The 13,852-nt window shown below is 41.8% G+C and carries 13 protein-coding genes and 1 pseudogene; 7 read left to right on the top strand and 7 right to left on the bottom strand.

The genetic code is table 11. The features are described 5' to 3' along the window. The 3 genes and pseudogenes from H6G74_RS31890 to ftsE all read left to right on the top strand — a co-directional run. Positions 1-108: pseudogene (locus tag H6G74_RS31890) on the top strand (IS982 family transposase); the annotation flags it as partial. A gap of 213 nt (positions 109-321) precedes the next feature. Beyond that, positions 322-1,074 carry a WecB/TagA/CpsF family glycosyltransferase gene (locus H6G74_RS09680; RefSeq protein ID WP_190594543.1) on the top strand — a complete coding sequence of 251 codons (753 nt, stop codon included), beginning with the start codon at positions 322-324 and terminating at the stop codon, positions 1,072-1,074. Between the two features lie 298 nt (positions 1,075-1,372). Then, positions 1,373-2,110, top strand: coding sequence for a cell division ATP-binding protein FtsE (gene ftsE / locus H6G74_RS09675; protein WP_190967456.1), 738 nt, complete (start codon positions 1,373-1,375; stop codon positions 2,108-2,110). Between the two features lies 1 nt (position 2,111). Here the strand turns inward: ftsE and H6G74_RS09670 are convergent, their stop codons facing one another. Together H6G74_RS09670 and H6G74_RS09665 are read right to left on the bottom strand one after the other, a co-directional pair. Beyond that, a complete protein-coding gene (locus tag H6G74_RS09670) occupies positions 2,112-2,891 on the bottom strand; it encodes a hypothetical protein (protein ID WP_190967455.1) in 780 nt (259 codons plus the stop codon). Positions 2,892-2,999: 108 nt separating this feature from the next. Further along, positions 3,000-3,593 carry a hypothetical protein gene (locus tag H6G74_RS09665; protein ID WP_190967454.1) on the bottom strand — a complete coding sequence of 198 codons (594 nt, stop codon included), beginning with the start codon at positions 3,591-3,593 and terminating at the stop codon, positions 3,000-3,002. A 548-nt stretch (positions 3,594-4,141) separates the two neighbouring features. On the opposite strand from H6G74_RS09665, the gene H6G74_RS09660 reads away from it, so the two are divergent. Beyond that, entirely contained in the window at positions 4,142-5,044 is a 903-nt protein-coding gene (locus H6G74_RS09660) for an alpha/beta fold hydrolase (protein WP_190967453.1), read from the top strand. 130 nt (positions 5,045-5,174) lie between these two features. Here the strand turns inward: H6G74_RS09660 and H6G74_RS09655 are convergent, their stop codons facing one another. After that, positions 5,175-5,708 (bottom strand): DUF4330 domain-containing protein, encoded by a 534-nt coding sequence (locus tag H6G74_RS09655; protein WP_190594538.1) that lies wholly within the window; start codon positions 5,706-5,708, stop codon positions 5,175-5,177. Positions 5,709-6,240: 532 nt separating this feature from the next. On the opposite strand from H6G74_RS09655, the gene H6G74_RS09650 reads away from it, so the two are divergent. Then, positions 6,241-7,092: a M48 family metallopeptidase gene (locus H6G74_RS09650; RefSeq protein WP_190967452.1), complete on the top strand. Its 852-nt coding sequence runs from the start codon at positions 6,241-6,243 to the stop codon at positions 7,090-7,092. Between the two features lie 32 nt (positions 7,093-7,124). Here the strand turns inward: H6G74_RS09650 and H6G74_RS09645 are convergent, their stop codons facing one another. Further along, a complete protein-coding gene (locus tag H6G74_RS09645; RefSeq protein WP_190967451.1) occupies positions 7,125-7,883 on the bottom strand; it encodes a metallophosphoesterase family protein in 759 nt (252 codons plus the stop codon). A gap of 193 nt (positions 7,884-8,076) precedes the next feature. On the opposite strand from H6G74_RS09645, the gene H6G74_RS09640 reads away from it, so the two are divergent. Further along, complete coding sequence (locus tag H6G74_RS09640) at positions 8,077-8,358, top strand: DUF2470 domain-containing protein (RefSeq protein ID WP_190967450.1); 282 nt, start codon at positions 8,077-8,079, stop codon at positions 8,356-8,358. Positions 8,359-8,465: 107 nt separating this feature from the next. Here H6G74_RS09640 and H6G74_RS09635 read toward each other — a convergent pair whose 3' ends face one another. The 3 genes from H6G74_RS09635 to H6G74_RS09625 all read right to left on the bottom strand — a co-directional run bounded on the left by H6G74_RS09635 (position 8,466) and on the right by H6G74_RS09625 (position 12,681). Continuing rightward, complete coding sequence (locus H6G74_RS09635; protein ID WP_190967449.1) at positions 8,466-9,257, bottom strand: Tab2/Atab2 family RNA-binding protein; 792 nt, start codon at positions 9,255-9,257, stop codon at positions 8,466-8,468. An 83-nt stretch (positions 9,258-9,340) separates the two neighbouring features. Next, complete coding sequence (gene glgP / locus H6G74_RS09630; RefSeq protein ID WP_190967448.1) at positions 9,341-11,554, bottom strand: alpha-glucan family phosphorylase; 2,214 nt, start codon at positions 11,552-11,554, stop codon at positions 9,341-9,343. Positions 11,555-12,003: 449 nt separating this feature from the next. After that, positions 12,004-12,681 (bottom strand): M23 family metallopeptidase, encoded by a 678-nt coding sequence (locus H6G74_RS09625; RefSeq protein ID WP_190967447.1) that lies wholly within the window; start codon positions 12,679-12,681, stop codon positions 12,004-12,006. 730 nt (positions 12,682-13,411) lie between these two features. On the opposite strand from H6G74_RS09625, the gene H6G74_RS09620 reads away from it, so the two are divergent. Next, complete coding sequence (locus tag H6G74_RS09620; RefSeq protein ID WP_190591502.1) at positions 13,412-13,795, top strand: hypothetical protein; 384 nt, start codon at positions 13,412-13,414, stop codon at positions 13,793-13,795. Positions 13,796-13,852 lie beyond the last annotated feature (57 nt).

Raw genomic sequence — 13,852 nt, 5'->3', positions numbered from 1 at the left:
CATGTTGCCGCTAAAATCACCAGTCATACTCTACGCCTTTTTCTGCGTCAGCGTTTTGGTATTGATGTGCTTACTTTTGAACAGCATCCTCTGGCTTCATTCACATAAGGCGTTTCATTAGAAATTTTAATCATAAAAAATTTTGGTATACATTACAACCTGCTTGCGTAAATATCTGCCCACATCAAGCCCTGAAGGACTTTTAACCCTGTAACTTTCTCACTACTATTTGCCCAAAATTGCCCAGGCGATTGATTAAAATATTTGATAAACTATCGTTCGAGACAATCTGGTGTGATGTGAGGCTAATTAGAATAGGCTATGTCTAAACCGCCTAAAGTATTTTCGGTGCTGGGAATACCAGTTCATGTTATGAGTAACTATCCAGGCTGGTTGCTAGAATGCCTGCAACACAGCAGAGGTACTCATGTAGTGACGCTGAATGCAGAAATGACCATGCAAGCAGAACGCGACAGCGCACTAGCCAAGGTAATTCACGATGCTGAGTTGGTGATACCCGATGGTGCTGGTGTAGTTTTGTATTTGCAGTGGCTATTTTGGCAAAAGGTTCAACGTTGTCCAGGAATTGAACTAGCAGAAACATTATTGCGAGAACTAGGACAAAAGCAAAAAGGTACAAAAGTCTTTTTTTACGGCGGCGCACCAGGAATAGCAACCAAAGCCGCAGATTTTTGGAAGCAGCAAGCCCCAGATTTAAACATAGTCGGTACTCATTCTGGCTATCATTCTCCCGAAGAAGAAGAGATATTACACCAAACACTAACTCAATTACAGCCTCAAGTTATTTTGGTTGGTTTGGGAGTACCACGTCAAGAATTATGGATTGCCCAAAATCGTCATTTATGTCCCCAAGCAATTTGGATTGGTGTTGGTGGTAGTTTTGATATTTGGTCAGGAAGCAAAACCCGCGCTCCTGCTTGGTTAGGCAATAATAATTTGGAATGGCTATATCGCTTATATAAAGAACCTTGGCGTTGGCGACGGATGTTAGCTTTGCCAGAATTTGCTGTGAAAGCATTTGTTTACCGCTTGACAGCCAAAAGTGCGTTCTAGGGAAGAGTAGGGAGTAGGGAGTCGGAAACCTGGATTTCTCTCTTGTGAGAAATCCAGGGGTGTGGGAGGTGTGGGAGGGGTGGGAGGATGGAGAAGAAATCTTTCCCCCCACACTTCCCTCTCTCCCCACACTCCCTAATTGATGACTTGCGGATAGTACTGAAAACTTCCAAAAAATTTAATTTTTGCTTTTGAACTTGAGATTCCTGGGGTTGTCCTGGGAATCATTATTTTTAAGAGAATCTTAAATTGAAGTTTTTCGAGCTTTTAGTTCTAAGCAAGTGTATATATTCTGCCAATGAGAACCGTTGTTAAAACTGATCAGCATATTCCCGCAAAGGATAGTACATCTTCGCCACAAAGTAGTAGTAATGCTCCCATTGTGCAGTTACGCTCTGTAACTAAAACATACAACAATGGCTGTCACGGATTGTTGGATGTGAGTTTAGAGGTGAAACAGAAAGAATTTTTGTTTATTACTGGCCCTAGCGGTTCTGGTAAATCAACTCTTTTGAAACTCTTGTATGGCGAAGAATCGGCTACTCAGGGAGAGGTGATTGTCAATGAGTGCAATGTAACAGATTTGCGGGGCGATCGCTTATCACTGTTGCGGCGACGCATTGGCATTGTATTTCAAGATTACAAACTGATTCCCCAAAGAACTGTAGCAGAGAATGTGACATTTGTACTGCAAGCACAAGGTTTCACTCGCAAAGAAATTCAAAGACGTTTAGAACCAACGTTAAAGCTAGTGGGTTTACTTTCCAAAGCTAACTGTTTTCCTGATCAACTTTCGGGGGGAGAACAACAACGGGTGAGTGTTGCACGCGCCATTGTGGGAACACCGCCATTAATTTTGGCTGATGAACCCACAGGAAACCTCGACCCTGATAATTCTTGGCAAGTCATCCAAATTTTGCAAAAGTTAAATTCTTTTGGGGCTACAGTAATTGTGACCACCCACGACGAACAACTTGTGCGGCGGTGCAATCATCCTGTGGTACAAGTCCGTAATGGCAGATTGTATCGGAAATAAGTTAATAGTTCAAAATTTGAGATTTTTGAGTTTGGACTTTTAACTTGACTGGTTTAAGGGGAGTGGCTGTGCTGGATGGTAGATTCGATAGTTTGTCTAAAATTTGTAAACTCTCAAAAGCTGCCTCTCGAATGATGACTTCTTCCTCCTTAGTCAAAAGCAGTTGCAAACATTGGATGACTTCTTGCTGTAACGCCGCATTCACTGGTTGGCGCGTGATAAATTTGGTAATTCGACGTATAGCCAGCAACCGCTTTAAGGAATCTGATTCTGTTAAATTGAGTAACAATTGCTCAAAGGCATCTTGTTCTTGATTGCGATTACGGCTGAGAAGTTGCCAAAGTAGCAAAACTAAAGTTAATAAAGTTCCCAAACCTTGCAAAATTGTGCCAGTTGCTATCCAAGGGCTATGAGAGTCAACCCAGATAGCCGCGGCCATATAAGTGTTAATAGTTGCCAGACCACCAATAGCAACAGCTAAAACTAACCGACGATTTGGCCCGTTGAGGAATGTTTGAATTTCTACCCAACGTTGTTGCCAGTTCCATTGTTGGGTGGAGTAGGTAATTAACATTACTCCCACACCAACTATCAAAGCTAATAGCAGTTTCCAGTTCCATAAAAGCATTGCCACGACTATTGTCAGGAAGCCGAGGACACTTCCAGAACCAGAAAAAGGCTTGAAATTTTGCTGCTTGGAACTTCCTGGCAACAACGCTGGAAGCGACCAGTTGGGTATCTGGTTAAGTAGTTGCTGCAAAGAAAACGAAGCCTTTGCCACAGTATTTACCTAATTTTGTTAACGAGATTTTCTAATATATCTTTTACCAGGGATTAGGTGCATGAAGAAGTTAATATTACTCATTCTTGATAGTCTTGAGAGCTGGCCTTAAATACAAAAACGAAAGTCGTCAATGGTGAATTGACCGTCAAAGGCACAGAAGGTAACAGAGTGAATATTGTTGGCTGTCACAGATAATAAGATGTTGGGGGGTACTGCTGAATCGGAATTAGCGAGATTAGCGCCAGGAAGTACGGTTTGACTGAGCAGTTGGCGATCGCTATCATAAGCAGACATTACCAGCCGTTGGGAACTAGTTACATAAGCACTAACATAATTGACTGGATGTACAAAACTAGCTTCCAGAAACCCGCCTTTGGGCGAACCCATTAATACTATCAGACCAGAATGGCTAGGAAATGCGGGGTTAGAAGGTTGTATGGCAATTGAGTTACGGAAAACGACACCCCAGCGTTCATATTGTGTTTCGACCAATTCAAAACACTTTAAATCTTCTAAGTTTAAACATACACAAATAGGAACACCTACTTTGGAGGTTTCTAGAGTGTCTGCCAACTGTCCCCGCCAAGCAGAAGCTATATGCACGTCACAGTTTTCTAATACGTCTTTAAAATCTGCCAACGCTGGTGCTTTATCCGATTGAAGAGTAGCCTGCTTTACCACAACGCCCCGCCTTACCATTACCTAGAGAACGATTTAGATAAGTAATTATATCTAAAGGTGTTTTTCCTAAATCCAGAATCGTTGCTAATCTTAGGTATTTCAACTATTCTGGACGCTCAAAACTTTACGTGAGTTTTCTGATAGATTACCATAAAAAACCAATGTCTTTTATATAACCAAAGTAATACAGGCTACTTCATAAAACCCTTGTATAACAGTATTTTCAGGCAAATACTCTGCTATTTAGGGACAAAAAAATTACTGAATCTTCACACGTAAGCCAGTGATTTTACATCCCCTTAATCTGACGGAGGCTAGAGGTAGAAAAATTTCAGGTCTGCTAAACAATAGCAATGGATAATTTGCGGGAAATCCCCTAAAAGTACGGCGTGTTTGGGGTGAAAAGATTGCTACCAGCAATTAATCATCTAACACACATATACTTCGCATAAGCACGTGTAAAATTGGTTTTTGGTCATTGGTTATTTGTGAAGACAAATGACTCATGACAGTCTTAACCAGAGAATTTGCGGCTTGAACACATACCAAAGGAACGGCACATATATATGTTTCAACCACAGGGATTTGAACAACGCTCAATTACAACTTCTTTAGGGAGAATAGTATATTACACTACCACAGGGTCATTTTGGCAAGGGAGTGCGATCTCTGAACCGACAAAGGAAACTTTAGTATTTCTACATGGTTTTGGTGGTGGATCTTCGGCTTATGAGTGGTCGAAGGTTTACCCAGCTTTTGCTAGTGAATATCACATTCTCGCACCAGATTTAATTGGATGGGGTAAATCAGAACATCCAGCGCGAAATTACCAAATTGACGATTATTTAACGATGATTCGGGAATTTTTGCAGCAAAATTGTACAGAAGCAGTTACGGTGATTGCTTCTTCTTTGACTGCTGCGTTGACAATTCGAGTTGCGATCGCTCATCCTGAATTATTCAAATCTTTAATTCTCACCACACCAGCTGGACTATCTGATTTTGGTGAAGACTACTCCCGCAGTTTTTTTGCTCAGTTAGTCAGCGTACCGATAATTGACCGCTTGCTATACATTACTGGTATTGCGACCGAAGCAGGCATTCGCAGTTTTTTAGAGCAAAGACAATTTGCCCAAGCTAATCGAGTCTATCAAGAAATTGTTGAGGCTTATCTTCAATCGGCCCAACAGCCTAATGCGGAATATGCTGCACTTTCTTTTGTGCGTGGTGATTTGTGTTTTGATTTATCCCTGGACATTGAAAAGCTGACCACTCCGACTGCGATTATTTGGGGGGAGAAATCCCAATTTACTGGCCCCGAAATTGGTCGTCGTTTAGCAGAGAAAAACCCCCAAGCAATTCGTGTGTTTCAACAATTAGAAGATGTGGGATTAACACCCCAGTTGGAACTACCAGCCGTCACCATTGGATTAATTCGCCAATTTTTGCCTTTAGTTAATAGTCAATGAAGAGTGCTGAGTTGAAAGTGCTGAGTGCTGAGTTAGGATAGCGCCTGTGGCGCTAATAATGTGGAGATGCGTTTCACTACTAACCACTCAGCACTCAGCACTCAGCACTGGAAATAATTTCACACTTCAATTATTTATTTTCTACACGGACATCAATTACAGTGGCATTGAAGTTGTAGTTATAACCTTCTAATTCAAAAGGCATACCAATTTTGACTTTGCTGTTACCTAAAACTGGGCCATTTTCCGTGACTTGCGCCTTACCTTCCAAAGTTAACAGCATATCTGTACTGTAATTGTTCTTTCGAGGATCTTTGACTTCCTTAACTGAACCATCTGGTTGGGTAGCTGTGATTGTTCTCTCTAGTACTTCAATAGATTTAATTCCAATTTGACCGTAAGGCTGATTACGGATAATGACGTTTGTTTTACCACCTTTCTTAAATCCACTTTCAAATAAGCGTTCTGGGTCGCGGACATTCAAACCCCGCACGGCTAAATCTACCTCAATGGGTACGGTTTTTGAACCAACTTGAGCAACAGAACCAGAGGTTCCCGGAAAAAAGAAGATACCAACTATAACTAGCAGAATTACAAGTGCAGCGCCTACATCGAGAATATTGACTTTACCGAACAAGCGACCTTTGGAATCAAAAATAGCCATAAAAACTTTTCCTAAATACAAACAAAGTATTTGATTGTAGCAACAAAGTTAATCAGGAACATGACAATTTCCCGACAGAGGTATGACTGAAAGATGGCTAGTACAACAAGGCAAAAGGAAAAAGGTGAGCCATTGCGGTGGACGGGTTTCCCGGCATAAAGCAAATGGTGAACCCGAAGGGCAAAAGGAAAAAGAAAGAATAACGATACTACAAGCCTTTTAGCAATTTCTTATGGTCTGTTTATTTACGCCAACCTGTACTAGGTCTTTGAGTCTGGCGACAGTGTATCACGAGTTGAAAAAATCGGCGTAAAGTCGGTACATCCTTTAAATTAGGACTTACAAAAATCAAGGGTTTGGGTCAGGGTGAAGAGGTATAGGGGTGTAAGGGTATAGATAAATCCTTCTAGGGATGATTTGGGCGATCGCATCCGTAGTCATAAGATTAAAATGCAACTTCAAGCGCAGTAAATCCGTCTTGTATTTTGTCTTGTGATTGTTGCTTGTCCCGAAATTATTATCAGAAATGCTTATGATGGCTTGGAAAGGTTTGATGGCAAATTATCGTCGTTGGCGGCGTAGTTGGTTATATCCAATAATGTCGGTGGTAGTCGCCCTCAGTTTATGTTTGAGTACACCCTTACCTGGACGGGCTGTAGATTTATTACCACTGTTGTTCCAAGGAGCGCAAATACTTCAGCTGTCTAATATATCCTCTCGCCAAGAAGTAGAACTTGGCAAACAGATGAATGATGAATTACTCGGTCAAGTTCGTCTGTACCGCAATGCAGAAGTGAATCGTTATGTGCAGGAAATTGGTCAACGATTAGCAGCCAATAGCGATCGCCCCAATCTTCCTTTTACCTTTCAGGTGGTAGAAGATAATGCTGTGAATGCTTTTGCCACAACTGGGGGTTTTGTTTATCTCAACACAGGTTTACTCAAAACCGCAGAAAATGAAGCGGAACTAGCCAGTGTGATAGCTCATGAAATTGGTCACATTGGGGGGAAACACTTGGTTAAACAAATGCAGCAAAGGGCTGTGGCGAGTGGGTTAGCTACAGTAGCCGGTTTAGATCGTAATCAAGCAGTAGGAATTGGTGTGGACTTAGCCCTCAACCGTCCTCGTAGTCGTCAAGATGAGTTTGATGCAGATAAAAGAGGTTTAAGGACTTTAGCAAGAGCTGGTTATGCTCAATCTGGTATGGTTTCCTTTATGCAAAAGCTTCTAAGTAAAGGTTCTGGGCCGACCTTCTTGAGTACGCACCCGGCTACTAGCGATCGCATCACTAATCTTAAACGAGCAATTAATGCTCAACCCAGTAGTGGGCGTGACGGTCTAGATAATGCTGCTTATCGAGCTAGAATTCGACCATTACTTTAGTTTTTTCACTGTGCCAAATCTACAACTAAAATTTATGCTCGCTGCGGTTGGCGGCGAGCTTTGATTTGGGAAGGTTCCACTGTCACCACCCCATTTTCTAGCGGCAAGGTACGCTGGGTATTTTGAAATACATTCACTTGATAAATTAAATGATTGGTAACATCAAATCCAGTTAACCAACCACTACGGGGATGATAGGCTCCGGTATCGATATCTAACCATCCTCTGCCTTCGGCTAGTTTACCCGGCGGGACGTTTGGTAAAGTAAAAGTTATAGTATGCCCAACAATAATCAGCTTATCAGGAAAATAAGGCTTTTCCATGCTGTGAAATTCATCTCTAATCCAGCAGAACTGCTCGGCAGTTTGTTCGGCTAGAGGCAGATTTGGGTCTAATCCGGCGTGAGTTAACCAAATATCGCCCAAATCTAAATAAGTAGGTAAAGACTGAAACCACTCTAAATGGTCTTGGGGAATAGTGGATGCTTGGTAACTGCTGAGAGTGGCTTGTCCACCGCTATATAACCAAGCTTGCATAGCTGGGGCGGGAATATTTTTTTGGGTGAGAATATTCAGTAACATCTGCTCGTGATTACCTAGCAGACAGGGATAATTGCTCTGTCGGACAAAATTCACGACATTGTAGCTGTGGGGGCCACGATCAATTAAGTCACCGAGAAAATAAACTTGATCTTCTGATGTGGGTGCGATCGCCTCTAACAAAGTCATTAAGCCTTCATAATGACCATGCACATCTCCAATAACTATGCGACGTTTCCTAGTTCCGCTCATTTGCATTTAGCTGAAATGAAATTAGTTTAATATTTTTGCTACACTATAACCGCAGGTTATTCCGTAAATAAAGATAAATATTACTTGAGTAAATTTAAATTTTATTTAAAGTTTTATCTGCACCAAAAATCATCAATTTGCTTACACACCCTAACTTAAAATTTAGGCTGTAACTTTAATTTTAGTTTGCCCAATGTCTGAACAATTTTCTCCTGAAATTAGCACACGCATCTGCAATCACATGAACGAAGATCATAGTGATGCTGTGCTGTTGTATGCCAAGATTTTTGGTGATGTCACTGAGGCAACATCAGCCAAGATGTTAGCAATCGATTCGCAGGGAATGGATTTAACTGCACAGGTGAATGAAGAATCTATCCCAGTGCGTATCCAATTTGACCATATTTTAGCGGATGCGGAAGATGCTCATCAAACTTTGATTGCAATGATTAAGCAGGCGCGGGTGAAGGGGTGAGATGTTGAGTTTTCAGTTATTTAGAAGGGAGAGAAGGGAGAGAAGGGAGACAAGGAAGACAAGGGAGAGGAATTAGCTTGGATTTTTTGAACCATCAAGATAATTTCCTACTCGGTTTGTAATAACCAAAAACCACTGTAAGTCATACCAGAATCATCGGGTTGAACTAATAAAAAGTGCAATCCCTGGCTTTGTTGTTGGCGTTGTTGGTAAATTTTAGCGGCGGCGGTGACTTCTGCATCTTCAAAGGTGGCTAATACCCATCTATCAACTAAACCCGCTTCTAAAATTAAGCCATCGGGCGCACCTGGGATGTAGTTTAAGGCTACAGGATGTGTTGTGGCTAACCAACGTGCCAAACGCATAGATTGTTTCCCGCCATAAATGACTACACCAGGAACGGGTACTGTGGAAGCTAAACCCAGATTTATCGGTTTAAGAAATTCTGGCATAGATAAAATCGGAATGGGGCGATCGCTAAATTCTATTTCCAAATCACCAGCCGCTAAAGTCGCAAAGCGCCACTGTTCACCCCAGAGATTTTCCGGTAATGGTAAAGGTGCGGGTTTTTCTAAACTAAAATCAGAATGTCTTTCTTTTAACCACTGTTTTAATGCTAAAGTCCGGCGAGTTGCTTCTACTGCAACACCTAAATTGCGTCCGGCTGTTTCCATTAAACTCAACGACTGGGGACGGAAAACTTGAATTACATCTGGTAACTTTACACCTGCGGCTTGTTGAATTTGAGTAGTCAGCCAATTTGAATTTGCTTCTGACTGCAAACAAGTAGCTGTATACTCAAAACTGCGATTTGCATCACATATCAACAATTCCCATAAAATTTGTCCAGATATATCTTGTTGCGAACTCCGATAAAAATCAGCTTGCCAAATTTTCATGATTTAAAACATTTTTTCATAAAAAAAGGGGTGGATAACCCACCCCTCTATTGAACCAGGAAAATTACAATTCTTTTAAGACTTTAAAACAGAACCTTCGCCAAAATTGGTTCAACACGGGCAGCAATTTCTGGGACATACACCTGAGAAACGTAGTCAGCAATCATTCGATCTGTATTAAACAGTGGTGCATTGGTCTTAATGGATGCTTTCATCATCTGTATCCAGCGATGAGGAATACCTTGAGCATCTTGGTCGTAATATAGGGGAACAATCTCAGATTCTAAAAGCTGATACAGTGACTGGGAATCGATGCGGTCTTGCAATTCTTGGTCGCTTGTGTGAGCATCTTCACCAATAGCCCAACCGTTAATTCCTTTGCCATTTGCGTCAGCTTGGTAGCCTTCACACCACCAACCATCAAGGACGCTGCAATTTAACCCGCCATTAAAGCAGACTTTTTGACCGCTTGTCCCGGATGCTTCTAGGGGACGACGGGGGTTATTTAACCAAACATCAACACCTTGGACTAGTTTTTGTCCGGTGTAAATGTCGTAATCTTCAATGAAGGCAACACGGTGGATAATGCCGGAATTACGACACCACTCCATCAAACGTTGGATAATGCGTTTACCTTCTTCATCGGCTGGATGTGCTTTGCCAGCAAAAATAATCTGGACTGGATGTTGGGCATTGCCAAAAATCTTCACAGCCCGTTCGGCATCGCGTAAAATTAAATCACCACGTTTATAAGGGCTAAAGCGTCGTGCAAAGCCAATGGTTAATACATTGGGGTCAAGTAAACTATCTACAGCTTGAATGCTTTGATAATCTTCACCGCGCTGTTCTCGTGACTTTTTGACTTTATAACGAGTGTAGGCAATGAGTCTTTCTTTAAGAATTTGGTGCCTAGCCCAGAGTTCTTCGTTGGGAATGTCGTCAACTTTCGCCCACATTTGGGGATCGATGGCGCGAGTTTTCCAATCTTTACCTAAATATTGGTCATATAAGTCTGCGAGTAAAGGTGCAGTCCAAGTGGGTGCATGAACACCGTTGGTAATGTAACCAATGGGGACTGTATCTTCGTTATGTTGTGGGTAGAGAACAGTCCACATTTTGCGGGAGACTTTGCCGTGTAATTCACTTACGCCGTTGCAAGCACGACACATCCGCAATGCTAAAACTGTCATCCCAAAGGGTTCCCAAGGATCACCCAGTCGTCTAGCACCCAAGGCTAAAAATTGTTCGCGGGATAGCCCTAATTGCGGCCAGTACTGGGCAAAATAAGAGTCAATTAAGTCGGGGGAGAAGACATCATGACCGGCGGGAACAGGTGTGTGGGTGGTAAAGACACAACTTTTCTTGACGCTGGCTTCTATGTCGTAGAAGGATTTCCCGGTGCGTTCAATTTCTTGACGGGCAATTTCTAGGGTACAAAAGGCGGCGTGTCCTTCGTTGAGGTGATGTACGGAGGGTTTGATTCCCAAGGCAGTTAAAGCCCTGACTCCACCAATACCTAAGACGACTTCTTGGGCAATGCGGGTTTCTAAGTTACCGCCATACAAGTGGCCTGTTAGCCAACGGTCAATGGGATCGTTGTCTGGGCGATCGCTATCTAGTAAATATAGAGTTACACGCCCGACTTGTACTCGCCAAATTTGTACTTTTACTTGGCGTTGGCGAATTTCTATCTGGATGGTGAGTGGTTCCCCTTGCTCGTTTTTAATTAACTCTAGGGGCATTTTGTGGAAGGGGTTATCCAAATAGTAATCTTCTTGCCAACCGTGGCGGTTTAAGCGTTGGCGAAAGTACCCTTGGCGATACAGTAAGCCTACACCCACCATCGGTACGCCTAAATCGGATGATGATTTCAGATGATCCCCGGCTAAAATACCCAAGCCGCCAGAGTAAACAGGTAGAGATTCATGGATGCCAAATTCGGCGCAAAAATAAGCAATGGGATGTTCAGCCGAAACTTGTGGTGCAACTCGATTCACCCAAGTATCTTTCTGTGCCATGTACTGGTCAAATTCGCGGACTAAGGCAGAAATCTGCTTCAGGTAAAGGGGATCTTCTGCCAAATGAGTCAGACGTTCGTAACTGGCTGACTCTAAAATTGCCACTGGGTTATGCCCACAAAGTTCCCATTCTTGGGGATCAATGCTTTGAAATAAGGATATGCGATCGCTACTCCAACTCCACCAATAGTTATAAGCTAAATCTGCTAAACGTTTGAGGGGAAAGGGCATCTTTTCGCTTAAACGTACCGATGCTGTCATTGCACTGCTGTTAGCCATACAAGTCTAAACTCTCTGTTAACTTTTTGCGATTTCATCTATCATTTGCTGCCACAAAATCACCTTCAGGTTGATTCGTCCGGAGTCTTCATTCGTGAATTCTCCCCTGAAGTCGCAGCAGCTTTTCTCATCTATGCTCTGTCAAAATTAATGATTCTTTTTGCTCTTACGTTTTTAGTATTATCCCTGGATTTAATACATTCTGCCCATCAATTTGCATCACTTTTGTTTACAATAATTTCTGTATTATTAAGTTTTGTTTACTATCAATTTGTAATGCTTAAGAAAAGCCAAAGAGAGATAAATAAATTATTAAACAGAATTCAGGAGTCAGGAGATGGAATTCAGAATTGAATTAGTTTCAAAATATGTGATGATGCGATCGCACCCACTGTTTCCCTTACACTGATACAGCAAGAGCGATCGCATCGCCAATTCTCAAAAGTCTTTTAATAACCAGAGTCGCGCTGATTTTTGGACTCTTGAATGACGATTCTTGATTCTCTGCTGGCAATTTGTTGCTGAGTAAACATTTCTCTTAGCACCAATGCAGGATCTACATAGTTATTGGCATATTTCAAACCCCAGTGGAGGTGCGGCCCGGTGGTGCGTCCTGTCATCCCTACACGACCAATTCTGACTCCGGTGGGAATGACTTGACCTTCCCAAATTAAAATTCCGCCAGCCCTATCTATTAAATAGCGACGACCATCAGCAGTTTCGACATGGCCTTCTAGATGACAGTAGGTATGTTCCCACTCACCAGATTTTATAACGATGTGAGTCCCACAAGCGGTGCGATCGCCTACTTTTACTACTTTACCTACCCACCAATTCCGAATATAACTGCCTTGTGGTGCGGCTATATCTAAGCCTCCGTGAAATTCCCAATTCGCTCCACCAGTCGCAGAACGGCGATAACCAAAGGGTGATGTGTATGCTTGAAAGTTTTCTACAGGGAAAGAAGCCGCTAACCAACCATTGTTTCTGGCGGCTGTTCTTGGTTGCACTTCTCTGGCTGTAACTGTTTCGACATTTGACCCGAAAGTGCTAACACCAACAACACTCAAACCCAATACTAATAATGTTGCTCCAGAAAGCAATAATTTATTTGGTCTTTGACCCATTATTTGATTCCTTATTATCACAGTATTATCTATAATTTTTTGAAAATTTAGCTATTTCTAGCCTTTAATTATTCCAGGGAAATTGATTTTTTAAATTGGTATTTTTTATACTATCTATTCATGTGACAACATAATTTTGTACAATTGATTTTCTAACATTGCCTAGAGGTTATTTGAAAAGTATTGGGCGAATAAAATTCGCTACTACACAAGCAAAGTCCACGTAGGTGGACTAGCACAAAATCAAGGTTTTCAAACCCACGTAGGTGGGTTTTGTCTATGTGGACGCGATTTCCAATCGCCCAGTGAGTAATAATTTAGACTTTCCAAACATCCTCTTAGAGACTCAATCTGTTAGCTCTTGAATTGCACTGTTTATGTTATCAGACTTTGCGATTAAAAAAATAGTTGGAATTTATCATTTTGCAGATTTTTTAATTGATAAATATAATTTTTACAATATGCGCTTAGTTGCAGTATCATCAAAAATGGCAGTTTAAATTTATGGCAACTATAGCCATACTTATGTATATACTTAAGTAATGCCCAAGAATCAGGAATTTTAGAGAGACAAGGGAGATAGAGGTTGAGTGTTTCCCTTGTGCTGAGAAGGGTGACTTTCTGCCCTAGATAGTTGAAATAGTGCAAGCATTTATGCTTAAAATTGCTGAATAGGTCGATGGAGCTTGAAAAAAGGCCAAGATGACCATTTGCAGGACGCACCCAAGCCATGTTGACTGATATATTGCCTTTCTCGTTTGAAATTGATACCGTTGCGATCGCTGGCGCTAGTCTGTGGTCTTTAGCGTTGTACTTAGGTTTTTTCCCCTGTAGTGAATGGGTGATTGAGCAGTTAAACCGTTGGTTCAACTTTGCCGAGCGATCGCTCTACACTAGCCAGACGGAATTTGAAAAGACTCGTAAAGCCAGAGAATCCCAAAATGCTTTTTACGCCTCACTATTTAGCATTGTGCCGTTTTTGGGGATAGGTGCTTTATTTAACTGGGGCGTAGAACTCAGCTTAGGGCGCAGTTGGGCAATTAGTATGGGGATACTGGCTTGTATTGGTTCTGGGATTTATGAACTAGGGCGACGGGATGGCCAGTCAGATTAATTTTTAGCTCATTTCTTTAGTCAAGCTTAAAAATCGAACCGTTAATTTGGGAAATTT

It is taken from the genome of Nostoc spongiaeforme FACHB-130 (genome assembly GCF_014698475.1).
Lineage (GTDB): Bacteria > Cyanobacteriota > Cyanobacteriia > Cyanobacteriales > Nostocaceae > Nostoc_B > Nostoc_B spongiaeforme.
Note: the sequence above shows the minus strand (reverse complement) of the source record. Positions and strands in the feature narration are given on the sequence as shown.

Excerpts from the sequence above, each read along its gene's own strand:
- H6G74_RS09680 (WP_190594543.1), top strand. The coding sequence starts at position 322 with ATGTCTAAACCGCCTAAAGTATTTTCGGTGCTGGGAATACCAGTTCAT.
- ftsE (WP_190967456.1), top strand. The coding sequence starts at position 1,373 with ATGAGAACCGTTGTTAAAACTGATCAGCATATTCCCGCAAAGGATAGT.
- H6G74_RS09665 (WP_190967454.1), bottom strand. The coding sequence starts at position 3,593 with ATGGTAAGGCGGGGCGTTGTGGTAAAGCAGGCTACTCTTCAATCGGAT.
- H6G74_RS09660 (WP_190967453.1), top strand. The coding sequence starts at position 4,142 with ATGTTTCAACCACAGGGATTTGAACAACGCTCAATTACAACTTCTTTA.
- H6G74_RS09655 (WP_190594538.1), bottom strand. The coding sequence starts at position 5,708 with ATGGCTATTTTTGATTCCAAAGGTCGCTTGTTCGGTAAAGTCAATATT.
- H6G74_RS09650 (WP_190967452.1), top strand. The coding sequence starts at position 6,241 with ATGATGGCTTGGAAAGGTTTGATGGCAAATTATCGTCGTTGGCGGCGT.
- H6G74_RS09645 (WP_190967451.1), bottom strand. The coding sequence starts at position 7,883 with ATGAGCGGAACTAGGAAACGTCGCATAGTTATTGGAGATGTGCATGGT.
- H6G74_RS09640 (WP_190967450.1), top strand. The coding sequence starts at position 8,077 with ATGTCTGAACAATTTTCTCCTGAAATTAGCACACGCATCTGCAATCAC.
- H6G74_RS09635 (WP_190967449.1), bottom strand. The coding sequence starts at position 9,257 with ATGAAAATTTGGCAAGCTGATTTTTATCGGAGTTCGCAACAAGATATA.
- glgP (WP_190967448.1), bottom strand. The coding sequence starts at position 11,554 with ATGGCTAACAGCAGTGCAATGACAGCATCGGTACGTTTAAGCGAAAAG.
- H6G74_RS09625 (WP_190967447.1), bottom strand. The coding sequence starts at position 12,681 with ATGGGTCAAAGACCAAATAAATTATTGCTTTCTGGAGCAACATTATTA.
- H6G74_RS09620 (WP_190591502.1), top strand. The coding sequence starts at position 13,412 with ATGTTGACTGATATATTGCCTTTCTCGTTTGAAATTGATACCGTTGCG.